Below are 22497 nucleotides of genomic sequence, written 5' to 3'. Positions count from 1 at the left end.
AGCTTCAACAACCCGTCCTCGGTATGCGTTCGCGTCCCATGAACGGGTCTCGACGAGACATCCTCCGCGCGACCGGCACCGGACTGGGCGCCCTCGCACTCGGCGGCCTCGCGACCACCACCAGCGCAGCGACCGACCCCACCGACGACTGGCGGCCCGCCGACGACAGCAACTTCGAGTACGCCTCCCGCGGCCCGAGCGACGTCCGCTGGATCGTCGTCCACACCATCGAAGGCAGCTACGAAGGCTGCATCAGCTGGTTCCAGAACCCCGACTCGAACGTCTCCAGTCACTACGTCGTCGGGAACCAACCCGACCAGACGACGAAGATGGTGCGCCTCGACGACGTCGCGTGGACGCAAGGCAACGGCCCGTACAACGACACCGGCGTCTCCATCGAACTCGAAGGCTACGCCGACGAGACCGACTTCAACGACGCCATCTACCAGCAGACCGCCGACATCATCCAGTACGTCTGCGACGCGTACGACGTCCCCGCCCAACACCCGACGTACGACCTCGCACCGTGTAGCGCGTACGACGGCGACGGCGGCGTCATCGGGCACGAACAGGTCCCCTCACCCTACGACTGCGACCAGGTCACGGGCGGGAAACAGGACCCCGGCAGCACGTTCGACTGGGACTACCTCATGTCGCTCGTCGACGACGGCGGCAGCGGCGGTGGCGGTAGCGACCCGACGTTCGCCGACGGCGACATCGTGCACAACACCACCGACCTCAACACGCGCGAACAACCCGGCACGGACGCCGCACTCGTCGACACCATCCCCGCCGACTCCCGCGCCGAGATAGTGAACGGGCCCGTCGACGAAGACGGCTACACGTGGTGGGGGCTCCACTGGCAGGACCAGGACGTCTGGGGCTGGTCGGTCGAACAGTACCTCGACGCCGGCGCCCCCCAGAAGTTCGTCATGGACGAACTCGTCGAGACCACCGCCGACGTCTACGTCCGCGAACAACCCGGGCTCGACGCCACCGCCATCAAGGTCATGCCCGCTTCAACCGACGGCCAGATCGTGAACGGGCCCGTCGACGAGGACGGCTACACGTGGTGGGGCGTCCACTTCACCGACGGCGAAGACCTCTGGGCGTGGTGCCCCGGCGAATTCCTCGGTAGTCGCTGACGCCGTCGTCGAGACAGCGCGACACCGACCACGCCGCGGCGTGACACGCCCACGCCCCGATAGACGCGCTTTTACGTCGCAGTCGTGTACGATTGCACATGATTTTCGAGAACCTCCCCACGACACCACGGTCGGAGGAACTCATCGACAAGGCGTTCTCGCGGGCGGCGCGCTCCGGACGCGCGAAGTCCGGACTGGAAGCCCAGCAGTCGATGCTGACGACCGCGTCGAACATCCTCTCGGACAACCTGGAGAACGTCGTCACCGCGTGGCCGGACTTCTCCACGATCGACCCGTTCTACTACGAGCTCGCGGACGCCATCGTCGACGTCGACGCCGTCCGAAAGAGCCTGAACGAGGTGACGTGGGCGAGCCGGAAGACCGCCGAGATCCGCGACGAGTACCAGTCGAAACTCCGGAAGACCGACACCGACACGGCACGCAAACACCGGAAGCAAGCGTTCGCCCGGATGGCCGACGTCGTCGAGGAGGTCGAGGACGACCTCCTCCGTCTCGGCGAGGCGCGCGACGACCTGAAGACGCTCCCCGACATCAACCCCGACGAGCCCGCGATCGTCGTCGCCGGCTACCCGAACGTCGGGAAGTCCTCGTTCGTGAACGCCGTCACGGCCGCGCGCGGCGAGACCGCGAGCTACCCGTTCACGACGAAAGGCATCGGCGTCGGGCACTTCAAGCGCGGTCACCTCCGCTACCAGATCGTGGACACGCCCGGGCTGCTGGACCGACCCGAGGACGAACGGAACGACATCGAAGCGCAAGCGGTGTCGGCGCTCACGCACCTCGGAGACTGCGTGCTGTTCATGATAGACGCGAGCGGCGACTGCGGGTACCCGCTCGAGTCACAGCTCGAACTCCTCGCGGAGGTCGAGTCGCGATTCGACGACGTCCCCGTCCTCACGATCTGTAACAAGAGCGACCGGTCGACGGACGTGGACGCGGACGCGTACATGAGCATCACCGAGGACGAGAACGTCGACGCTGTCCTCGACATGGCGGTCGACGTCATCGACTACGAGCCCGAACTGCCCTTCGACGAGAACTGACGTCCCTCTCTTTCCGCTACTCGTACGTGTAGGCGACGGTGACGGTCGCGGTGACGGTGACGTCGCCCGGTTCGAACGAGGTGGCGGCGCCGTCGGCGCCGGCGTCCTCGGCGTACCCGCGGTAGTACGGCGTCGCGTCGACGTTCGTGGTGCTCGCCCCGGCGAGCGCGTCGACGCTGACACCGGCTGCTGCGGCGAGGACGTCCGCGTCGGCGCGCGCACTCTCCATCGCGGCGGTGAGTGCGTCACTCCGGAGGTCGGCGCGTGCGTCGTCGCTGAGCGTGAACGTGACGCCGTGGACGCGACTCGCGCCACCGTCGACGACCGCGTCGACGACCGCACCGGCAGCGTCGACCGCGGCGGTCTCGACGCGGAACGACTGCGTCGCCTGATAGCCGACGATCTCGCGCGACTCCCGCGAGTAATCGTAGCGCGGCGACAGGTGATACCCGGCGTTCTCGACGGTGACGTCGACCGCCTGGCCGTCGCGGTCGACGACGCCGTCCAGCGCCGAACGGAGGCCGTCGGCGTCCGCCGCCGCCGCACGGGCGGCCGCCTCGGCGGTATCGCCCTCGCCGACGACGGCGACGTGGACGACGACGAGGTCCGGTGCGGCGGTGACGCTCGCGGTCGAACGCACGTCGATGGTGTTCGTCGCCACGCCGTCACCACCCGCGAGCGCGGGCGCCGCAGCGTTCGACGTCCCGGCGATGGAACCGAGACAGCCCGCGGTCGCGACGACGAACGCCACCGCAAGCACCTGCAGAACTCGTGAATGCATACCCACCGTACGCTCGCTACCGAGAAGAACCTACGTCACCGTGAAACCGCGACTTCACCTAACTGAGGCGTGTGAGCGGGTGGTTCTAGCGAGCGAATGGCGTTGGCGTGGTCCGGTGATGGCACGGACGCGACCTCCGGCGGGGCGACCCGGGGTGCGCGCTGGGTCTCCACGAACCGGACCTCGACCGTGACGCCATTGGATTCGCCCGCGATGGCTGCGCGGACGTCCGCTGCGAGTCCAGGATAGGTCGCGCCCGGCGGGATAGACACCGTCACGACCACGTGCTCGGGCATCGGGTCCGTGGGCTGCTCCCAGAGCTGGTCGGTCTCCGTCGTCTCCAGGTCGACGAGACGCACACGGTCGTAGGCGTCCTGGTCGAGCACGCCCTCGACGTCGTCGCGGACGTCCTGTTCGGCGATGGCGGTCGCGTACGAGATGTACGTCGTCCCACCGAGGAACACGGACAGGAGGACGATCGCGGAGACGAGAACGCCGATGCGGAACAGCGTCGCGGTCCGCGCCTGGTCGCGACGCAGCCAGTTGTCCGGCCGGTACCCCGAGTACCAGAGCGTCGACATCGCCGCGAGGTTGATGGAGAGGACGTTCACGGCGACGAGCACGCTCGCGCCGAGTACGACGACGGGGAGCCCCCACGCGATACCGATGCCGATGACGGCGGTCGGGGGGACGAGCGCGACCGCGATCATGACGCCGACGAGACTCGCGGACACCCCCGAGCGAAGCGACACCGCGCCGGCGATACCGGCCCCGAGTGCGACCGCGAGCGACAGGAAGTCCGGCGTCAGCCGCGAGGACACCTGCTCTATCGTCGTCGGGTCCAATCCCGGTGGGACGAAGTGCACGGTCTTCACGAACCACGCGAACAGCGCCGCTGCCGCGATCGCGATCGCGAACCCGAGCACCTGGAGTTTCAGGCCACGACCGAACAGCGCTTCGTCGTCGATGACGCTCCCGACCGCGGTCGCCATCGCCGGCCCGATGAGCGGCGCGATGACCATCGACCCGACGACGACCGCCGGCGAGTTCAGGAGGATACCGGCGGTCGCGATGACGACGCTCACGACCGTCATCAGGACGTACGTCGTGAATCGCGGCGCGAGGTCCTGGGCGCGCGCCGCCAGCTCTTCGCGAGCGATGCGGTCACCGGTCGTGTCCTCGTCCGCCTCGTACCGTGCTTCGAGCGCCTCGAACTTCTTCGAGAGCACGGTCTCGGCGTCGACGACGACCGTGTACGATTCGCGCTCCAGGCCGGCTTCCCGTAGCGAGTCGAGCACTGGCTCGACCGCGGCCTGTGGGAGCGGGAACGAGACGACCGCGGTGTACTCGCGGCCGCTGGTCTCGTCGGTGACGGCGTAATCGATGCCCTCGTCGTCGAGCGCGCCGAGGACCGTCTCGCGTTTCCCGGCCGGCACCATCACTTGGACGAGTCGCACGAGTCACGCGACGCGACCCGCGGAGAAATATGTCGGGGGTCCTCCTCGACCGACCCGGGCGCCCTGGTCGGTTTCTCGCGCCGTCGTTCGACGAGCGTCGCGGCGTTGCCCGAGCGCGCTGCTGACAGCAGGCGTCGTGGCGAGCAGGTGGCACGCGACGCGCCCCGGTGCTGTGCCACACTCCCGCCTCGGGCGACCGGGGTCGACTCACGGCACGCCCCGGCGTTGGTCGCGGCTTCGCACTTGAACGCTCGCTCGCTGGCGCGCAATCGCAGTTGGCCGGCTGGCGAGCTCAACGAGTCATGCTTTTCCCCGTCGGTCGGGTACGAGTGGTATGTTCGAGACGCGTCCCGACCGTTCGGACGAGATCGTTCTCGTCGGCCGGTCGAACGTCGGGAAGTCCACGCTGATGCGGGAGATAACGGGCCACACGTTCGACACCGGCCAGAAGCCGGGGGTGACGCGAGAGCCGAACCACTACGATTGGGCGGGCGACGACTTCGTGCTCACCGACCTCCCCGGGTTCGGGTTCATGTCCGGCGTCCACGAGGACCACCGCGAGCAGATCAAGGACGACATCGTCGCGTACCTCGAGGAGTACGCCGCGAACTTCCTCGTCGCGGTCATCGTCGTCGACGGGAAGAGCGTCGTCGACATCATCGACCGCCACAGCGGCGAGGACGAGATCCCGTACGTCGTCGAGATGTTCTACGTCCTCGAGGACCTCGGCGTGCCGACCGTGGTCGCGGTGAACAAGATGGACAAGGTCGACGACCGCGAGGAACGCCTGAACGACCTCTGCGACCGCCTCGGGCTGTTCCCGCCGTGGCAGCAGTGGCAGGACACCGTCGCGCCCATCACCGCCAAGCGCGGGCAGATACAGCCGCTGAACGACGCGGTCCGCACGCACCTCCACGAAGCGAAGCGCGACGACCTCTTCAAGTTCTTCTGACGGTCGTCTCGTCGACGCGGTCTCCAGGCTGGCGTCGCGCTCACCGGGACGCCGCCGGGACCTCCGCGGACTGGACGCTGGACACCTCGGTTTCGAGGGACTTCTCCATCACGCGGACGTCGAGCGTCGCGGTAACACCGTTGCCGCGCGTCTCGACCGTCGCCGACTCGGTGACGGCGTAGTCGTGGTGCTCGTAGAACCCGACCGCGTTCAGCGACGACGCGACCGAGAGCGATTCGACCCCGTCGTCGCGAGCGCGCGCCTCGAGGTGCGAGAGGAGCATCGAGCCGACGCCCTCGCCGGCGTAGGTCGGACTGACGTACACTGCTACAACCTCGCCCGCGGATAGGTCGAGGTGCGCGAACCCCGCAACGTCCCCCTCGCCACCGCCCGGCGAGCGTTCCACGCGCGGCCCGCGTGTCACGTCCGGCGCCGTCACCGCAACCACGAACGCCGAGTCCGCGTCCGCGAGGTCGTAATCGCAGTGACAGCGGTCGCCCGCCCACGCCTTCGCCGTCTCCTCGTCGTACGCTTCGGCGCCGAGTTCGCGCGCCGACCGCCGATGCAGGTTCGCGACAGCGCCACGGTCCAGGTCCGTCATGCGTCGTACGTTCATACCTACACGAAGCACACCCCTACAAGAACCAGCGGCGGTCCTGCAGGTCACGACTGTCACACCTGTCACACCGACCGGAACCACGCGACGGCGTCGCTGTCGCTCGTCGAACGTCGGAGTGGCGGCTCGGATGAAAATCCCTCGTCAGACGGGGCTCGGTGGGGGTAACGCTTCGTCACTGCCGCCACCGGGACGTTCACCCGGCGGCGTCTTGCGCGTTTCGACTCGCCGCCGGGTCCACCGAGCGCCCGGAAGCAGGGGTTCAAGTCGGATGCCGCGGCGAGGAGCGACGTGCCCTGACCACTGTCGTGCGACGGCCTCGCGAAACCCGACGACGTCCCGTCGCACGAACCCGCCGCGAGCCGATCGCGAGCGCCGCCGACCGCTACCGTCGGTTCGCCGCCGACGCGTCGTCGTTGTCAGCCCCTTCCGCAGCGTCGCCGTCGTCGTCGGCCTCACGGTCGGCGTCGTCGTCCCACGTTGCGAGCGACGCGAGTTCGTCCGCGACCTCGCGTACGTCGCTCTGGTCCAGCTCGCCGCGTTCGGTGACGACCGCGTCCACGAGGTGCGCGGGCGTCACGTCGAACGTCGGGTTCGTCACGTCCAGCGGCGCCGACCCGTCGTAGACCGCTGACCGCCGCCCGGACTCGAGGTTCACGGTGTCGTCCGTGCGGACCTTGTCCGTCGCGCACGCCACGAAGAACGGGACCTCCTCGTGGGCTGCCGCCACCGCCGCCAACCGCGTCCCGGTCTTGTTCACGACGCGACCGTCCGCGAGCACCGCGTCCGCCCCGACGAGCACGCAGTCCACGTCCTCCGTCGCGAGCACGTGCCCGACCGCCGCGTCCGTGTGCAGCGTCGTCGGGGCGTCCGCCAGCAATCGCTCCGCGACGCCGACGCCCTCGTTCCCCGGACGGGACTCCGCGACGAACACCGCGGTCGGGTTCGCCTCCTGGAGCGCGCGAAGGACGGTTCCGGACCGCGACAGCGTCAGGACCGTCCGGTCGCCGACGAGCGCCGCGGCGCGTTCGGCCGCGTCGACGTCCACGCGGACCGCGCGGTTGATACCGTCCATCGCCGCCGTCTCCAGGCTCGCCGCGTCCGCGTCCGCGGTCGCCATCGCGCGGTTCACGCGGTTCTCGAGGACCGCCATGCTCGGGCGCGCCCGGCACAGTCGCCGTGCCAGGTCCGCGACCTCGTCCGTTGCCGCCTCCGGGGACGCGCCTTCGGCACGCAGGACGCCCGCGCGGTCTCGGAGGATTTCGAGTGCACGCACCGACAGTGCCGCCGCCCCGTGCTCGTCGTCGGCCGTGATCGACCGCACCGACGGTGCGACGCGCTCGTACGCCGCCCACAGGCCGGGCACGCAGTCCCGGCGGAGCATCTCGGTCGCGTGCACCCACTCGCAGGCCTCGTGCTCCTCGCTCACGGCGACGTCGCGGTCGTCGACGTCGAACAGGTACGGGTGCACGACCCAGTGCGTGTCGAGGTCGTCGTCGCGAACGTCGACGGTCGACCCGGCGCGCACCAGGTCGACGGCGTCGGTCTCGAACCCGGCTTCCTCGTGGAGTTCGACGAGTACCTGTTCGTCCGGGTCGCCCTCGGCGTACCCCGAGATGGCGCCCCAGCGTCCGGTGTACGTCCCGACGTGCTCGCTGCGTCGACACAGCAGGACGTGGCCGTCGTGCCGAGCGAACGCGGTGACGACGTGGGTCTCCTCGTCGGTCATACGCGCCCGTTCGACCGCCCCGGGGAACTTAGTTCCGACTCGCCGTACCCCCGCGTATGCGACTCGTCGTCTTCGGCGACACGCACGTGCCGTCTCGCGCGAGCAGCATCCCCGAGTGGGTCGCGGACGTCGTCCGTGACGCCGACCACGTCGTCCACACGGGTGACTTCGACGCGGAATCGTCGTATCAGGCGGTCCGCGAACTGGTGCCGGACGCGACCGTCGTCGCGGGGAACATGGACCCCGCGAGTCTCGATCTTCCGGACGTCGAGGTCTTCGAGCGCGAGGGCGTCCGGTTCGCGGTCACGCACGGGACCGGCCCGGTCGAATCCTATCGCGAGCGCGTCCTCGACGTCGGCCGCGAGCACGACGCCGACGTCGTCCTCTCGGGGCACACGCACGAGGTCCTCGACGAGACCGTCGACGGTATCCGCCTCCTGAACCCGGGGAGTGCGACCGGGGCGGCGCCGGCGACGCGCACGACGTGCTACGAGCTCGACGTCGACGACGGCAGCGTGGACGTGACGCTCCACGAGCGCTGACGAGCGAGCGCGCCACGACGACGGTGCGCTCGGGCGTGGCTAGCTCGTCCGGTACCGGTTGGTCTTTGAGGGCGGCTCCCGGACGCTCGTGCATGGAACTGCTGTCGGTCCCGGACGTCCCGGAGGTCCGCGAGGGCGACGACCTCGCGGCGCTCGTCGACGCGCGCTTCGACCTGGCGCCCGAGGACGTGGTCGTGGTGGCGTCGACGGTCGTGTCGAAGGCCGAGGGACGCGTCGCGGACCTCGCGGACTACCCGGCAGGGCCGCGGGCGCGGGAGATCGCGGACCGGCTCGCGGACCTCACTGGCGAGGAGAAGGACCCGCGGTTCGCGCAGGCGGTGCTCGAGGAGTCCACGGAGCTCCTGATGGAGGCGCCGTTCCTCCTGACGGAGACGCGGTTCGGGCACGTCGGCGTGAACGCGGGCATCGACCGGTCGAACGTCCCCACTGGCGACGTCCTCCTGTTACCGAAACGCCCCGACGAGAGCGCGGCTCGCATCCGCGAGAGGCTCGAACACCAGAACCCGGTGGTGGTGACGGACACGAGCGGGCGGCCGTTCCGGCACGGCCAGACCGGGGTCGCTATCGGGTATGCGGGGATGCCGGCGAGTCGCGACTACCGCGGGGAGACGGACCGCGACGGGCACGAACTCGAGGTGACGGTGCAGTGCGTCGTCGACGAGCTCGCGGCGGCGGCGAACCTCGTCTCCGGTGAAGCGGACGCGGGAACGCCCGTGACGGTCGTGCGCGACTGGGACTTCGGTGACCTCGAGGGAAGCGAGAACCTCTATCGGTCGGTCGACGGTGACTTCGTCCGGCAGGCCTTGCGGGGGTGGGAGTATGACGAGTGAGGACGTCCAGTTCGGCGTTGAAATCACGCCCGAGCATCCCGTCGAGGACCTCGTCGGGTTCGCGGAGACCGCGGAGGCGTGCGGGTTCGACGGGGTGTTCGCGTCGAGTCACTACAACAACCGCGACCCGTTCGTCGCGCTGTCCCGGATGGCCGAGGCAACCGAGCGCGTCCGACTTGGGCCGGGTGTGGTGAATCCGTACGAGACGCATCCGGTGACGCAGGCGTCACGTGTGGCGACGCTCGCGGAGGCGAGCGACGGCCGGGGGATGTACGGACTCGGTGCAGGCGACCGGTCGACGCTCGCGAACCTCGGCGTCGACCAGGACCGGCCGCTCCGGCGCGTCCTGGAGTCGTTCAAGGTCGCCCAGGACCTGTTCGACGGCGAGCGCGTCGAGCACGACGGGACGTTCGTCGCGGACGGTGCGCGATTGAACTACGAGCCGCCGGGCGAGATTCCGGTGTTCGTGGGCGCGCAGGGCCCGCACATGACGCGGATGGCGGCGAAGCACGCCGACGGCGTGCTCTACAACGGGTCGCATCCGCGGGACGTCGCGTGGGCGGCCGAGCGCGTCGCCGAAGGCCGCGCGGAGCGCCCCGACGAGTACGGTGACGTGTCGTTCCTGGCGTACGCGAGCGTGAGCGTCGCCGAGGACGAGACGGCGGCGCGCGAGGCGGCTCGAATTCCGGTCGCGTTCATCGTCGGCGGTGCGCCGCCGCCGGTGCTCGACCGCCACGGTATCGACCGGGAGCGCGCTGGGGCGGTCGGCGACGCGGTCTCCGCGGGCGAGTTCGGAGAGGCTGGCGCGGCCGTGACGGACGCGATGCTGGACGCGTTCTGTATCGCGGGGACGCCAGCGACCGTCGCCGACCGCTTCGAGGGTATCCTCGACCACGCGGACGGCATCGTCGCCGCGGCGCCACTCGGCCCGGACGTCGAAGCCGCGATCGAGCTGAGTGCCGACGCGCTCGACCGCGTGCGGTGACCGTCATCGACGGGATTCCGGGTTCGCTGGGCTGCTGAGGTCTTGGTGAGTGCGAGGAGAGCGTAACCCGTGTCGGCGACGTGGCCGTCAGCGGTCGGTCGTCTGGACTTCGCCTTGGCTTCGCGCTTCGTCGTGGTTCAGTTCGAACCAGGGGGCGGGGACTGCGAGAAACTGTCGCCGAATGCGTCGAGGATGCCGCCGAGGGCGAGTGCGCCGAAGGCGAGGGACGCCCCTGCGGTGATGAGGCCGCCGATGAGGACGAGTGCGGCCGATAGCGGGTCGACGCTCGCGGCGGTCCCGAACGACTCCGCGGCGGTCTGCAGTTCGGACACGAGCCAGAACGTTCCGGTGCTCATACTCGACCCTTCGAGCGCGGGTACTTGTCCGTTGCGCTCAAGGCCCGGCCGCTCCTCGAACGTGATATGACCGAGGACGCTTCCATCGACGAGTTCGTCGGGCGCGATGCAGGGGACGGGACCGACGACGAGGAGTGCGGCGACGACGCCCAGGGCGCCGACGAACTGTCGGATGACGGGAGCGGCCCGAGTGACGCGACCGAGTCGACCGTCGCCGCACGCGTGGCGTCGGCGTCACCGGCGGTGTCGACGTCGCGGTACGAGCCAGCCGGTGCGGCGTGTGCGGTCTGTGACGCGGTCGTCGAGCGGCTGTGGGTCGCCGACGACGACGGCGGCGACGTCTGCGCAGCGTGCAAACCCTGGTAGTACGGGGGTTTCGAGCCCGGAAACCGCGGAATCTTGCTCGTGACAACCTTTATGCTTGCCAACGTCCTTCATGCAAGCGTATGCCAACAGGTACGGTCGACTTCTTCAACGACACGGGCGGTTACGGCTTCATCGACACCGAGGACGCGGACGAGGACGTCTTCTTCCACATGGAGGACATCGGCGGCCCCGACCTCGAAGAGGGACAGGAGGTAGAGTTCGACATCGTGCAGGCCGACAAGGGCCCGCGCGCCGAGAACCTCACGCGCCTCTAATCGCAGGACAGCTTCGGACAAACGAAATTTTGTGTCCCCGGCAACGTTACATGGCAGCGACCGCTACACACTGACAGTACGTGGTGTGTCACGCTCGGGCACGGGGCGCGCGGGTTCGACCGTCGGTAGCGTCGGCGACGCCCAGCTGCCGCGAGGGTCGCACGCACTGCGAAGGGATTGACCGCCCTCCAGGTCGGTCGCCGGTCCACACACCGGCGCTGTCAGACGATAACACATGACGGACGCTAACACTCCAGATGCGACGCCGCAGTCGAGTCGCCCAGAAACAGACCCGGAATCGCTCCCGGTCGAGGAAGCCGCGCAGGTCAGTCGGGACGTCATCGCGAACGTCGAGGACGTCATCGTCGGGCATCACGACGAGATCGAGCACGTCGTCACGGCGATGCTCGGACGCGGGCACGTCCTCCTCGAGGACGTCCCGGGCGTCGGGAAGACGATGCTCGCGAGAGCGCTCGCGGCGTCCATCGAGTGTTCGTTCAAACGCGTCCAGTTCACGCCGGACCTCCTGCCGTCGGACATCACGGGCGTGAACGTCTTCAACCAGAAGACCCGCGAGTTCGAGTTCCAGAAGGGGCCGGTGTTCGCGAACGTCGTCCTCGGCGACGAGATCAATCGTGCGCCGCCGAAGACCCAGAGCGCGCTCCTTGAGGCGATGGAGGAACAGCAGGTGACGGTCGACGGGACGACGCGGATGCTCCCGCAGCCGTTCACGGTCATCGCGACCCAGAACTCCGTGGAGCCGAACCGAACGTACGAGCTGCCGCTCGCGGAGGTCGACCGCTTCATGAAGAAACTCCACCTCGGCTACCCCGACGAGGCCGAGGAGTCGGAGGTCGTCGCGCGTGCGGTCGGCCATCACCCCATCGAGTCGTTGACGTCGGTCACCGATACTGCGACCATCCGGCAGGCGCGCGAGACCGTCGCGAACGTCACGGTGAAGGAAGCGGTCCGCGAGTACGGGACGCGCATCGCGGCGTACACGCGCGAGAACGCGAAGCTCGGCGTGTCGCCTCGTGGCACCATCGCGCTGATGCGGGCGGCGCAGGCGCGAGCGGTCGTCCGCGGTCGCGGGTACGTGACGCCCGAGGACGTGCAGACGGAGGCGCCGCGCGTGCTCAGTCACCGCATCCGGCTGTCGGCGAGCGGGCCGCAGGACCAGGGCGAGCAAGTGGTGGCGGACGCCATCGAGACGGTTCCGGTCGAGTGAGATGCGGTTGACTCGACGCGGGAAGGCGGCGCTCGGCGTGGTCGTCCTCGGCGTGCTCGCGTCGTTCGTGTTCGGCGCGCAGGCGCTCGGCGTCATCGTCATCCCGGTGCTGGTGGCGGTCGTCGGCGCGGCCGTCCAGGTGCGGCGTGCGGGCCGCCCGGAGGTGACGCGACGCGTTCCCGACCCGGGGTTCATCGACGAGACGAAGCAGGTGACGTTGTCGTTCGACGTCGGGTCGCCGGTCGCGGCGACCGTCGAGGATACTGCTAGCCCTGGCCTCGAACTCGACGGTGCGTACTTCGAGGCGACGCTCGGGACGCGCGACCTCGCGTACGACGTGACGTACACGGACCGCGGCGAGCACGACCTCGGGCCGCTCTCGGTCCGCATCGTGGACGTGCTCGGGCTCGCGGAGGCCGAGCACCGGTACGGGCATCGCGACAGCGTGCTCGTCTACCCGCGCGTGTACGCGCTGACGGGGTCGACCCGGCACGAGCTCAACCTCCTGCCGGAGGGCGGGTTCGAGCACAACCGCGAGGAGTTCGATAGTCTCCGCGAGTACGACCGCGGGGATTCGCTGCGCGACGTGCACTGGAAGTCGAGCGCGAAGCGTGCGGCGAACGACCTCGTCGTGAAGCAGTTCGTGAGCGAGGAGGACGTCGGCGACGTCCACATCGCGTGCGAGAGCGCTGACGGCTGGGACGACCACGTCGCGGAGGCGACCGCGAGCATCGCGCTCTACCTCCTCGATTCGGGCATCCGCGTCGGCCTGTCGGCGCCGAACGGCGAACTCGAGACGGATGCGGGCGCGGACCACCGGGAGGCACTGTTGTCGTTGCTCGCGACCGTCGGCCCGGGGAAGGTTCCCGACGAGCACCGCGAGCGCGCGAACGTCGTCGTCACGGGCAGCGAGTCGACGGGCGTACGCGTCGAGATGGCCGACCGCGAGGTCCCGTTTTCGTCGTTCGTCCGCGACGCTCCCGCTCGGGAGGAGGTGTCGATATGAGTATCACTGACTGTTCTCGTCGCGCGGAGGTGTCGATATGAGTATCACTGACTGTTCTCGTCGCGCGGAGGTGTCGATATGAGCACCGTCGATCGGCTCGGGGCGCGGTTCGCGTCCGACGAGGAGTCCGAATCGAATCGCTTCCGCGTGCTCGCGCTCGCGGGCGTCGCCGGTATCACGGCGACGTTCCTCGCGGTCCTGTTCGAGCTGACGGCGGTGCCGTCGGTCGGTGGGACGCCCGAATTGGCGGCGGTCGTCCTCGGGTCGGTCGCGGGCGGGTACGCGCTCTCGCGGACCGTCGGCGAGCGCGTCGCCGCCATCCTCACGGTCGTGCTCGTGTTCGCGGGCGGCCTCGCGTACCTGCTCGCGACGCCGCTGGGCGTCGTGTCGTTGACGACGCGCGGCGGCCAGATTCTCACCGACGCGTTCGCGCTCCTCACGGGATGGCGGGTTCTGAAGCTCGTCGAACCGACCGTGTGGATCCTCGGGTTCGCGCCCGCGCCGGTGTTCATCACGACGTACCTCGCGCTCCGACGGCGGTACGTCGCCGCGGTGGGCGTCGCCGGGCTCGCGCTCGCCGTCCTCATCATGACCGGCGACGCGCCGGTCCTGCTGGGGCGCGTCCCGCTGCTGTTCGGCGCCGTCGCGGGTATTGCGGCGGTCGGGTTCGGCGAACTCGAACGCCGCGGTGGGACGCTCAAGCAGGTGGACGTCCTCATCTTGCTGTTCGCAGCGATGCTCGTCATCTCCTCCGTACCTGTGCTCCCCGGGAGTCCGCTCCTGTTGCCGCGAGCGGGCGGCGAGGGCGCGGCGACCGTCGAAGGGAGTCTGACCGCGGAGACCGGGCGGGCGCCCATCGTCGGCTCCATCCGGCTGTCGCCGGAGGTCCGGTTCAAGGTCGAGGCCGACCAGGCGCAGTACTGGCGGGTGGCGACCTACGACCGCTTCACGGGACAGACGTGGTTGCGTAGCGGCGAGTCCAGGGATTACTCGCCGAGTCTGCTCGACGAACCGCCCGGGGAGACGACGCGCGTGAGTCAGACGTTCGAGGTGCTCGCGCCGGCGAAGGTGATGCCGGCGGCGAACCAGCCCGTCGAGGTCCGCGGTGACGTCCGCGAGTTCACGAAGGTGACGCTCAACGGCGGCATCCAATCCGACGTCCGGTTCCGCGAGGGCGACCGGTACAGCGTCGTGAGTGCAGTCCCGACTGCGGACGAGGAGACGCTGCGCGCGACCGGGACCAACTACCCGACGCGCGTCGAGAACCGCTACACGGAAGCGCAGGGGCTCTCGGAGGCGTTCACGTCGAAGACCGAACGCATCGTGTCCCAGGCGGACGCCCAGAACCCCTACGAGACCGCGGTCGCCATCGAGGACTGGCTCGAGGGGAACCGCGGGTACTCGCTCGACACGGACCGCCCGAGCGGGAACATCGCCGAGAAGTTCCTGCTGGAGATGGAGCAGGGGTACTGTACGTACTACGCGACGACGATGGTGATGATGCTCCGGAGTCAGGGCATCCCGGCGCGGTTCGCGGTCGGGTACACGCCCGGCCAGCAGGTCGACGACAACGAGTGGCTCGTCCGCGGGTCGGACTCGCACGCGTGGGTCGAGGTGTACTTCGAGGACGTCGGCTGGGTGAAGTTCGACCCGACGCCCGCTGGCCCGCGGCAGTCCGCTGAGGTCGAGCGCATCGAGCAGGCGCGCGAGGACGGTGACGCGAACGTCGACGTCGACGACAGCGAGGACGCGCCGTTGACGACGACGACGCCGTCGACGACGCCGGCGACGAACGCCACGGACGTGAACCGGACCGAGCAGACGTTCCGGAACCCGAATCTCGGCGGGACGACGGTCGCTGGCGGCGGGAACTTCACGCTCGAGACGGGCGGGGAGACGACGAACGCCAGCGACGGCGGCGACGAGGGCAGCGGTGGCGGGCCGATCCCGCCGGAGACGCTGTTCGTCGCGTTCGTCGCGCTCGTCGGACTCGCCGCGGGCGCGCACCGGACCGGAGCGACCGACCGCGCGCTCCGCACGGCGAAGATCCACTGGCACGGCGGTCGCGTCGACCCGGAGACCGACGTGAAGCGCGCGGTCGAACGCCTGGAGCTCCTGCTGGAGCGCCACTACCGGGCGCGCCACGTCGACGAGTCACCGCCCGCGTACATCGAGGCGTTGACGCGCGCCGGCCTCGACGAGGAGGTGACGCGCGTCGGCGAGCTCTACGAGCACGCCGTGTACGGGAACGGCGTCAACGAGGCGGAGGCGGACGAGGTCGTCGCGCTCGTCGACGACACCGTGCGAGCGCATACGCCGCTACTCCGACGGTTCCGCTAGCGTCCGCGACGCCGCTACTCCGACCGGGCGTTCGCGTCGCGTCGCCTCGTCGATGCGTCCCGCGGCGCCTTATCCCGGCGAACCCCCCGGAAACGCGCCGACGCGTCCGGGTTCGAGTTTTATTCGGGTCCCGGAGTCCCGATAGTGTTTAATATGACGACGCCGTAACTTCGAATCGTAATGTCGGAAGTCTGCTCGACGTGCGGGCTCCCCGAGGAACTCTGCGTCTGCGAGGACGTGGCCAAGGGAGATACGGAGATAACCATCCGCATTGACGAGCGCAGATACGGGAAAGAGGTAACGGTCATCGAAGGGTTCGAATCGAAGGACGTCGACATCGACTCCCTCTCGTCGGACCTGAAGTCCAAGTTCGCCTGTGGCGGGACCGTCGAGGACGGCCACATCGAACTCCAGGGGAACCACTCGGGCCGCATCGAGGACTTCCTCCGCGACCGCGGATTCAACGTCGCCTGACCTCCCTCTCCTTCCGGTTCGTTCACCACTCGCGAGCGCTAGCGCCGCCGGTCCCGTTCGGTGCGTCGAGGAGTGCTGCGGTGGCAGCGAGAGCGTCAGAAGCGAGTTCGGACGACCGCGAGCGACGGCGTTAGAAGGGCGCGCTGGGGCCGTCGGTGGCGTCGCCGTCGGCGTCGGGCGTGCCGGTGGCTAGTTCGCCGTCGTACGCGGTGAGGCCGCCGGCCATGCTCTCGACGGGGGCGTCGACGCCCTCGTAGGACGCGATGAGGCGTGCGGCCTGCACGCTCGATTTGCCGTGCGGGCAGACGGTGACGACGCGGTCGGCGTCGGGGAGCGCGTCGACGGCGTTCGTGAGTTCGGGCAGTGGCACGTTCCGCGACCCGGGGATGTGGCCGCGGGCGTAGCTCGAGGGATTCCTGATGTCGACGATACAGAGGTCGACGTCGTCGGCTGCGCGGAGCGTTTCGACGTCATCGGGGGCGACTTCGCCGTCCATTCGTAGGCGTCCTATGGTGGGCGCGGTGTTAAGGAGCGCGCTCTCTCCCTGGATCCGTCAGGGTGCGCGTTCGGGGACGTCGTCGTCGACGCCGAGGCAGCCTTCGGTGAACTCGGTGGCGAGCCACGTCTCGGCGTTCTGGAGGCGGTACTGGAGCGTCGACCGCGGGATGCCGGCGTCCTCGGCGACCTCGGCGAGCGTGCTCTCGCGCGGAGTCTGGTAGTATCCGGCGTCGACGGCGGCTTCGAGCGCGGCGCGTTGCTCGTAGGGGAGTTCGTCGCGGTCGTCGTCGCCGTCGCCCCAGTGCGTGGGGTCGCCGGTCTGACTGAGGGAGATACCGATGCTGTCGGGGAACGAGTCGCGGACGTGGTCGAAGAGTTCGCCGGCGCCGGTGTCGTCGCGCGTGAGGATGCGCCAGACGTACTCGTTCCCGCGGCGCCGCGTCTCGAAGAAGAGGCCGGGGCCGAGGTGCTCGCTCGCGGGGTAGGGCAGGGCGGGGCAGGCGTCGATGCCCTGGCGGTACGTGTAGACGGTGGCGGTCGTCGCGTTGGTCTCGAGGAGTTCGTGTTCGCGGTAGGAGTCGCAGGCGCCTTCGGGGCATTCGTTGCACCGGTTCGCGTCGAGCACGAGCTCTTCGAGGGCGTCGATGGCGTGCTCGGGACCGCTGAATCGGTCGATGCGCCACATGTCCTCGCCGACGACGTTGCAGGCGACCGAGCGCGCGATGGCTTCGGGGTGGTCGATGAAGACGTCCGCGATGGGGTCGACGCCGCGGTCGTACTCGAGCGTGAAGACGTACTCTCTCACGCCCGTTCGTTTGGCATATGCCAACCTAACTGTTTCGCCGGTGGTTATTTAAGTGATGATAATCGCGGGACGTGAGTGGTGGCTCCCCCTCTCACTCGACCAGGCCGTTTGGCAAATGCCGAACGAACCTATTCGGGGCTGTCCGAGAAACGAGTGTGTATGACGACCCAACGCTTCGACACTCGACGCTCGCGAGCGGACGAGAGCCCGACGCGGACGCGACCAGGTACACGCGCCCGGGCGAACGAGGCCGACGAGGCCGACGAGGCCGACGAACGCGAGCACGAGCACGACGAGAGCGTGACGACGTGCCCCGAGTGCAGCGGGCACCTCGCGGTCGACGAGGAGCGCGGCGAGACCGTCTGCGAGGACTGCGGGCTCGTCGTCAGCGAGGACGAGGTCGACCGCGGCCCGGAGTGGCGCGCGTTCGACGCCAGCGAGAAGGACGAGAAGTCCCGCGTCGGCGCCCCCACCACGAAGATGATGCACGACGACGGGCTCTCGACCACCATCGGCTGGCAGAACAAGGACGCGTACGGGAACAGCCTCTCCGCGCAGAAGCGAAAGCAGATGCAGCGCCTGCGGACGTGGGACGAGCGCTTCCGCACGCGCGACAGCCAGGAACGCAACCTCAAGCAGGCCCTCGGCGAGATCGACCGCATGGCGTCGGCGCTGGGGCTCCCGAAGAACGTCCGGGAGACCGCGAGCGTCGTCTACCGGCGCGCGCTCGAGGACGGCCTCCTGCCCGGGCGCAGCATCGAGGGCGTCGCGACCGCGAGCCTGCACGCCGCCGCCCGCCAGGCCGGGTCGCCGCGCACCGTCGACGAGGTGACGCGCGTCTCCCGCGTCGACGAACAGGAGTTCACGCGCACGTACCGCTACATCGTCCGCGAACTCTCCCTGGAGGTCCAGCCCGCGGACCCCGCGAGCTACCTGCCGCGGTTCGCGAGCGACCTCGACGCCCCCGACGCCGTCGAACGCCGCGCCCGCGAACTCGTCGAGACCGCCAAGCGCGAGGCCGTCCACTCCGGGAAGTCTCCCGTCGGTATCGCCGCCGCCGCCATCTACGCCGCCGGTCTCCTCGAGGACGCAGACCTCACGCAGCGCGAAGTCGGTGACGCCGCGGACGTCAGCGAGGTCACCATCCGCGACCGCTACCGCGAACTCCTCCGCACCGCCCAGAACGCCCAGCAAGGGCAGGCCGCGGACTGAATCGACTGCCGGCGTCGCCGCTGGACTGAGCGCGGAGCGGACGACTGGCGCCGCGGACTGACTCGCTCCTCGTCTCCCCGCCGTGGATTGAAACGCTTCGACGCCCTATCATGCCCCGATGAGTGACTCCCAGAAACCGACGTATCTCGCCGACGAAGCCGAACTCGACGCGTTCCTCGAATCGCACGACCGCGTGCTGCTGGAAGCCTACACTGACGGCTGCGGTATCTGCGCGTCCATGGAGCCGGTGCTCGGGAACGTCGCTCGCGCGACCGACGTCGCGGTCGCGCTCGTCAACCCGCGCGACGACCCGCCGCTCGTCGAGCGCCTGAACGTCACGAGCGTCCCGCTCCTCGTGTACTACGAGGACGGCGAACCCGTCCGCCGGGTCGCCGACGGCTTCCAGTCCGCCGACGCCGTCCTCGAGTTCGTCGACGAACCCACGGCCGCCTGAACGCGGCGTCGAACGAGTGCATCGCCCCTACCGGGAGGCAACCGGCTAAACCGCTCGCGTCCGTAACTCGAGGTATGACACGTCCGAAGTCGAGACGCGGAGGGCGAGCGCGATGAGAGGCCGGAACCCGCACAGTGGCGACGACCCGCACGGCGACCAGCCGGTTGCGACCGCTGGTGCAGACCTCGCGGACGCGACCGCCGCGGTCGTCTGCGCGCACGGCCGCGGCGCGACCGCGGAGTCGATGCTCCAGCTCACCCAGCAGTTCGGGTTCGACGACGTCGCGTCCCTCGCGCCACAGGCTGCGGGTCGGACGTGGTACCCGAACCCGTTCACGGCGCCGACCGAGTCGAACCAGCCCGGCCTGGACTCCGGGCTCGCGAAGGTCGACGGCGTCGTCGCCGAGGCCGTCGACGCGGTCGGGCGCGAGCACGTCGTCCTCCTCGGGTTCTCCCAGGGCGCGTGCCTCTCGAGCGAGTACGTCGCGACGCATCCCGCGCGCTACGGTGGCCTCGTCGTCTTCAGCGGCGGCCTCATCGGGCCCGAGGTCTCCATCGAAGGGTACGCGACCGACGACGGCGACCTCGCGGGCACCCCGGTCTTCGTCGGCTGCGACGAGAACGACCCCCACATCGAACTCGAGCGCGTCCACGAGACCACCGAGGTCCTCGAGGGACTCGGCGCGGACGTCGACGAACGAATCTATCAGGGTATCGGGCACGGCGTCGTCGAGGACGAACTCGACGCCGCCATCGCCATCGTCGACGGCGCACGCGACGGCGCGGACTGACGCGCCGAACAAGAGCCGTCGAGAAGGCGAGGACTGAAGCGACCCGCGGTCGACCGTCGACGTATGCCTCGCGACGCCGATACGCCCGACGGAACCGACGACGCTGGTGCGCTCGACGCACACGACATCCAGCCTGCGGCGCCCGCGGAGTTCGGGCGGACGCAGGTCTGGTGGGGTGACGGGAAGGGGAAGACGACCGCCGCGCTCGGCATGGGCTTTCGCGCCGCCGGCCACGGCTACCGCGTGCACCTCCTCCAGTTCATGAAGGGCGGCGCGGCGAGCGTCGAGGACGTCCGCGGCGAGTACAACGCCATCAACGCCGTCCCGGGGTTCACGTACGAGCACTCCGGGCACTACGGCTGGCACGCGATGAACGACGGCACCGACGACGTCGACCACGAAGCCCGCGCCCAGGGCGGCCTCGAGCGCGCCCGCGAGCTCATCGACGCCGCGCACGACGCCGACCTCACCGAACCACTCGACCTCGAAGCGCCCGCGGACGACGGCGTCCACATGCTCGTCCTCGACGAACTCTGTTACGCCGCGAACCGCGACCTCGTCGCGCCCGACGCCGTCGCCGACCTCGTCGAGTCGAAGCCTGACGCGCTCGAACTCGTCCTCACCGGCGGCCACGACGACCCCACGTACGTCACCGAACGCGCCGACCTCGTCACGAACGTCAAGAAACAGCGTCACCCGTTCGACGACGGCGTTCGCGCCCGCAAGGGAACCGAGTTCTGACGCCGGGAGTCCACCGGCCAGCGACCGCAGTCGCCGACGCCTACTGCGGGCCGAGGTAGCCCCACGCGTGCAGGCGGTCGCCCTCGCCATCGATCCACCGTTCGCCGATGTCGTCGCGATAGTACAGGTTCGGGACGAGAACCTGGTCGACGCGGTCGTAGCACTGCTCGCGGGCCGCCTGCATCGTCTCGCCCATCCCCGTGACGACCAGCGGCATCCCGGTCCCGCCCGCGACCCGCCACTCGCCGTCGCGGTCCGCAGTGGGCTCCCCGTCCGGCGTCACGCGCTTCGCGTCCTCGATGTGGACGCCCTCGGGCGGTCGACCGTCCTCGGTGTCGAACACGAGCGCGGCGTTGCGCGAACTCTCGTCGTACGTCTTCTCGTCGTCGAACGGGAACGGCGGCAGCACCACGCGCACCGCGATCTGGAACCCGCGATGCACCGTCGGCTCCGGATTCATGCCGTGCGCGAGGTCGTGGAGGAACTCGCCGCTCCCCGAGAGGATGGACTCCTCCTGGAGCGCGATCGTCGGATACCCGAAGCGCGGCGTGAACTCCAGGGGATAGACGCCGTCGTCGGTCGCGATACAGTTCAGATCGATGCTGCCGACGTACCCCTCGTCGGCGAGCCACTCCTCGAGCTTCCCGAGGGTCTCCTCGAACAGGCGGTTCCGGCCAGCCCAGAACATCGCCGTCCCCATCTCGCCGGTGGAGGGTCCGACGTTCCCCGGGAACAGCTTCTTGTGCTCGAAGTTGAAGTTGATCGGGTCGACGAACTCGTTGCCGTCGAAGAACCCGCAGACGGCGACCTCGACGCCGTCGATGCGGCGCTGCAGCTGGAACCCCTTCATGCGGTGCCCCCACGCGGACTCGTACGCTTCGAGGACGTCCACGACGTCGCTCCCGTCGCGCTCCCGGCCGACGTACACGAGTCGTTTGACGTTCTGGACCTCGCCGAGGGGTTTGACGACGTACGGCGCCGGGTTCGACCGGACGTACTCGATGGCGTCGTCGAAGTCCGTGAACTCGCGGTGCTCGACGGTCTCGATACCGGTCTCCTCGAGCACGGACATCGCGTACCCGCGGTCGTCCTCCAGGCGGTCGGTCGCGGGCGTTCCGCCGACGACGGCGTGTCCGTCCGCGCGCAGCTCCGCCGCGAGCTCGCCGGTGCCGACCTCGTCGCCGACCCAGATGTCGTCGAACACGACGACGTTCGCCCAGTCCAACTCGCCGCGCCAGTCGTCGGTCTTCTCGACGAACCCGTCGGCGATGTCGCGGTCCGCGTCGTGCTCGACGTAGTACTTCACGTCGTGGCCCTCCCGACCGACCTGCCACGCGAGGTCACCGCAGAGTGCCGCATCGAGCGAACAGAACAGGAAGTTCCTCGGGGACATACCGGCGGTACTCCCGCAGGGCGGAAAAGCATTCTCGCACGGCTGACCGGTTTGGGTTCGGAGACTGTCTCAGTGATATTCTAAGTTTGGGCGAAAATTAATTCATGATATGAATTCTATCATGTGGGGGGGGGAAATCTGGCCCATGTACTCCACTCCGTATATGTATAAATTTATAAAATAAAAATATTTAAAAGTCATTAATTCTCTCTTTTTCTTGGATGTCTAAACAGAACTCGGAAGTCTCTCGGAGAGACCTTCTCGGATCAGTTGGTGCAATCGGTGAACTGGACTCGTCGGGACGGGTGCTGCGAGCGAACTCGCGGCGGCCGATGACGTCCGTCAGTTCGGCGACGTCCAAACGGAGAGTGCGGCCGAACGAACCGTCCAGATCCACGCCGCGGGACGGGCTCGGTACGAAATTGCCGTCACAGGGC

General features: G+C 69.0%; 24 protein-coding genes. 16 read left to right on the top strand and 8 right to left on the bottom strand.

Going from position 1 to position 22497, the window contains the following annotated elements:
* The first annotated feature begins 38 nt into the window (after positions 1–38).
* Entirely contained in the window at positions 39–1145 is a 1107-nt protein-coding gene (locus VYJ16_RS04400) for an N-acetylmuramoyl-L-alanine amidase (RefSeq protein ID WP_336349089.1), read from the top strand.
* A gap of 98 nt (positions 1146–1243) precedes the next feature.
* Positions 1244–2209 (top strand): NOG1 family protein, encoded by a 966-nt coding sequence (locus VYJ16_RS04395; protein ID WP_336349088.1) that lies wholly within the window; start codon positions 1244–1246, stop codon positions 2207–2209.
* A 16-nt stretch (positions 2210–2225) separates the two neighbouring features.
* Here the strand turns inward: VYJ16_RS04395 and VYJ16_RS04390 are convergent, their stop codons facing one another.
* Complete coding sequence (locus VYJ16_RS04390; protein ID WP_336349087.1) at positions 2226–2990, bottom strand: SIMPL domain-containing protein; 765 nt, start codon at positions 2988–2990, stop codon at positions 2226–2228.
* 35 nt (positions 2991–3025) lie between these two features.
* Positions 3026–4447 carry a TIGR00341 family protein gene (locus VYJ16_RS04385; RefSeq protein ID WP_336349086.1) on the bottom strand — a complete coding sequence of 474 codons (1422 nt, stop codon included), beginning with the start codon at positions 4445–4447 and terminating at the stop codon, positions 3026–3028.
* A gap of 334 nt (positions 4448–4781) precedes the next feature.
* On the opposite strand from VYJ16_RS04385, the gene engB reads away from it, so the two are divergent.
* Positions 4782–5399 (top strand): GTP-binding protein EngB, encoded by a 618-nt coding sequence (gene engB / locus VYJ16_RS04380; RefSeq protein ID WP_336349085.1) that lies wholly within the window; start codon positions 4782–4784, stop codon positions 5397–5399.
* Between the two features lie 40 nt (positions 5400–5439).
* On the opposite strand, the gene VYJ16_RS04375 is transcribed toward engB, so the two are convergent.
* Both VYJ16_RS04375 and VYJ16_RS04370 read right to left on the bottom strand, forming a co-directional pair.
* Positions 5440–6015 (bottom strand): GNAT family N-acetyltransferase, encoded by a 576-nt coding sequence (locus VYJ16_RS04375; RefSeq protein WP_336349084.1) that lies wholly within the window; start codon positions 6013–6015, stop codon positions 5440–5442.
* A 385-nt stretch (positions 6016–6400) separates the two neighbouring features.
* Positions 6401–7744 carry an eIF2B alpha/beta/delta subunit family protein gene (locus tag VYJ16_RS04370; RefSeq protein WP_336349083.1) on the bottom strand — a complete coding sequence of 448 codons (1344 nt, stop codon included), beginning with the start codon at positions 7742–7744 and terminating at the stop codon, positions 6401–6403.
* A 56-nt stretch (positions 7745–7800) separates the two neighbouring features.
* Between VYJ16_RS04370 and VYJ16_RS04365 the strand changes: the two genes are divergently transcribed.
* The 3 genes from VYJ16_RS04365 (at position 7801) to VYJ16_RS04355 (ending at position 10122) form a co-directional block, all read left to right on the top strand.
* On the top strand, positions 7801–8286 hold the full coding sequence (locus tag VYJ16_RS04365; protein WP_336349082.1) for a metallophosphoesterase family protein: 486 nt from the start codon (positions 7801–7803) through the stop codon (positions 8284–8286).
* A 92-nt stretch (positions 8287–8378) separates the two neighbouring features.
* Positions 8379–9137, top strand: a complete 759-nt coding sequence (locus tag VYJ16_RS04360) for a coenzyme F420-0:L-glutamate ligase (RefSeq protein ID WP_336349081.1) — start codon at positions 8379–8381, stop codon at positions 9135–9137.
* Complete coding sequence (locus VYJ16_RS04355; RefSeq protein ID WP_336349080.1) at positions 9127–10122, top strand: 5,10-methylenetetrahydromethanopterin reductase; 996 nt, start codon at positions 9127–9129, stop codon at positions 10120–10122. The genes VYJ16_RS04360 and VYJ16_RS04355 overlap by 11 nt, the downstream gene beginning before the upstream one ends.
* A 137-nt stretch (positions 10123–10259) precedes the next feature.
* On the opposite strand, the gene VYJ16_RS04350 is transcribed toward VYJ16_RS04355, so the two are convergent.
* On the bottom strand, positions 10260–10478 hold the full coding sequence (locus VYJ16_RS04350) for a DUF8024 family protein (protein WP_336349079.1): 219 nt from the start codon (positions 10476–10478) through the stop codon (positions 10260–10262).
* 66 nt (positions 10479–10544) lie between these two features.
* Between VYJ16_RS04350 and VYJ16_RS04345 the strand changes: the two genes are divergently transcribed.
* From VYJ16_RS04345 to yciH, 6 genes are all read left to right on the top strand, one after another.
* Positions 10545–10844 carry a DUF7573 domain-containing protein gene (locus VYJ16_RS04345; protein ID WP_336349078.1) on the top strand — a complete coding sequence of 100 codons (300 nt, stop codon included), beginning with the start codon at positions 10545–10547 and terminating at the stop codon, positions 10842–10844.
* A gap of 80 nt (positions 10845–10924) precedes the next feature.
* Positions 10925–11119: a cold-shock protein gene (locus VYJ16_RS04340; RefSeq protein WP_227132578.1), complete on the top strand. Its 195-nt coding sequence runs from the start codon at positions 10925–10927 to the stop codon at positions 11117–11119.
* A gap of 235 nt (positions 11120–11354) precedes the next feature.
* Positions 11355–12347 carry an AAA family ATPase gene (locus tag VYJ16_RS04335; RefSeq protein WP_336349077.1) on the top strand — a complete coding sequence of 331 codons (993 nt, stop codon included), beginning with the start codon at positions 11355–11357 and terminating at the stop codon, positions 12345–12347.
* Position 12348: 1 nt separating this feature from the next.
* Positions 12349–13353 (top strand): DUF58 domain-containing protein, encoded by a 1005-nt coding sequence (locus tag VYJ16_RS04330; RefSeq protein WP_336349076.1) that lies wholly within the window; start codon positions 12349–12351, stop codon positions 13351–13353.
* Between the two features lie 78 nt (positions 13354–13431).
* Entirely contained in the window at positions 13432–15693 is a 2262-nt protein-coding gene (locus tag VYJ16_RS04325; RefSeq protein WP_336349075.1) for a transglutaminase TgpA family protein, read from the top strand.
* Positions 15694–15873: 180 nt separating this feature from the next.
* Positions 15874–16167, top strand: a complete 294-nt coding sequence (gene yciH, locus VYJ16_RS04320; RefSeq protein ID WP_166039521.1) for a stress response translation initiation inhibitor YciH — start codon at positions 15874–15876, stop codon at positions 16165–16167.
* A 130-nt stretch (positions 16168–16297) separates the two neighbouring features.
* On the opposite strand, the gene VYJ16_RS04315 is transcribed toward yciH, so the two are convergent.
* Positions 16298–16663, bottom strand: coding sequence for a rhodanese-like domain-containing protein (locus VYJ16_RS04315; protein WP_336349074.1), 366 nt, complete (start codon positions 16661–16663; stop codon positions 16298–16300).
* Between the two features lie 57 nt (positions 16664–16720).
* Positions 16721–17470 carry a helix-turn-helix domain-containing protein gene (locus VYJ16_RS04310; protein ID WP_336349073.1) on the bottom strand — a complete coding sequence of 250 codons (750 nt, stop codon included), beginning with the start codon at positions 17468–17470 and terminating at the stop codon, positions 16721–16723.
* 159 nt (positions 17471–17629) lie between these two features.
* Between VYJ16_RS04310 and VYJ16_RS04305 the strand changes: the two genes are divergently transcribed.
* The 4 genes from VYJ16_RS04305 to VYJ16_RS04290 all read left to right on the top strand — a co-directional run bounded on the left by VYJ16_RS04305 (position 17630) and on the right by VYJ16_RS04290 (position 20667).
* Positions 17630–18682: a transcription initiation factor IIB gene (locus tag VYJ16_RS04305; RefSeq protein WP_336349072.1), complete on the top strand. Its 1053-nt coding sequence runs from the start codon at positions 17630–17632 to the stop codon at positions 18680–18682.
* Between the two features lie 118 nt (positions 18683–18800).
* Positions 18801–19136, top strand: a complete 336-nt coding sequence (locus VYJ16_RS04300; RefSeq protein ID WP_336349071.1) for a thioredoxin family protein — start codon at positions 18801–18803, stop codon at positions 19134–19136.
* Between the two features lie 112 nt (positions 19137–19248).
* Positions 19249–19926 (top strand): alpha/beta hydrolase, encoded by a 678-nt coding sequence (locus tag VYJ16_RS04295; protein WP_336349070.1) that lies wholly within the window; start codon positions 19249–19251, stop codon positions 19924–19926.
* Between the two features lie 63 nt (positions 19927–19989).
* Entirely contained in the window at positions 19990–20667 is a 678-nt protein-coding gene (locus VYJ16_RS04290; RefSeq protein WP_336349069.1) for a cob(I)yrinic acid a,c-diamide adenosyltransferase, read from the top strand.
* A gap of 40 nt (positions 20668–20707) precedes the next feature.
* On the opposite strand, the gene VYJ16_RS04285 is transcribed toward VYJ16_RS04290, so the two are convergent.
* Positions 20708–22060 (bottom strand): phosphoribosylamine--glycine ligase, encoded by a 1353-nt coding sequence (locus tag VYJ16_RS04285; protein ID WP_336349068.1) that lies wholly within the window; start codon positions 22058–22060, stop codon positions 20708–20710.
* Positions 22061–22497 lie beyond the last annotated feature (437 nt).

Source organism: Halorubellus litoreus, from assembly GCF_037081675.1.
In the GTDB taxonomy this organism is placed as follows: Archaea; Halobacteriota; Halobacteria; order Halobacteriales; family Natrialbaceae; genus Halorubellus; species Halorubellus litoreus.
This window is presented reverse-complemented; position numbering and strand designations above follow the sequence as displayed.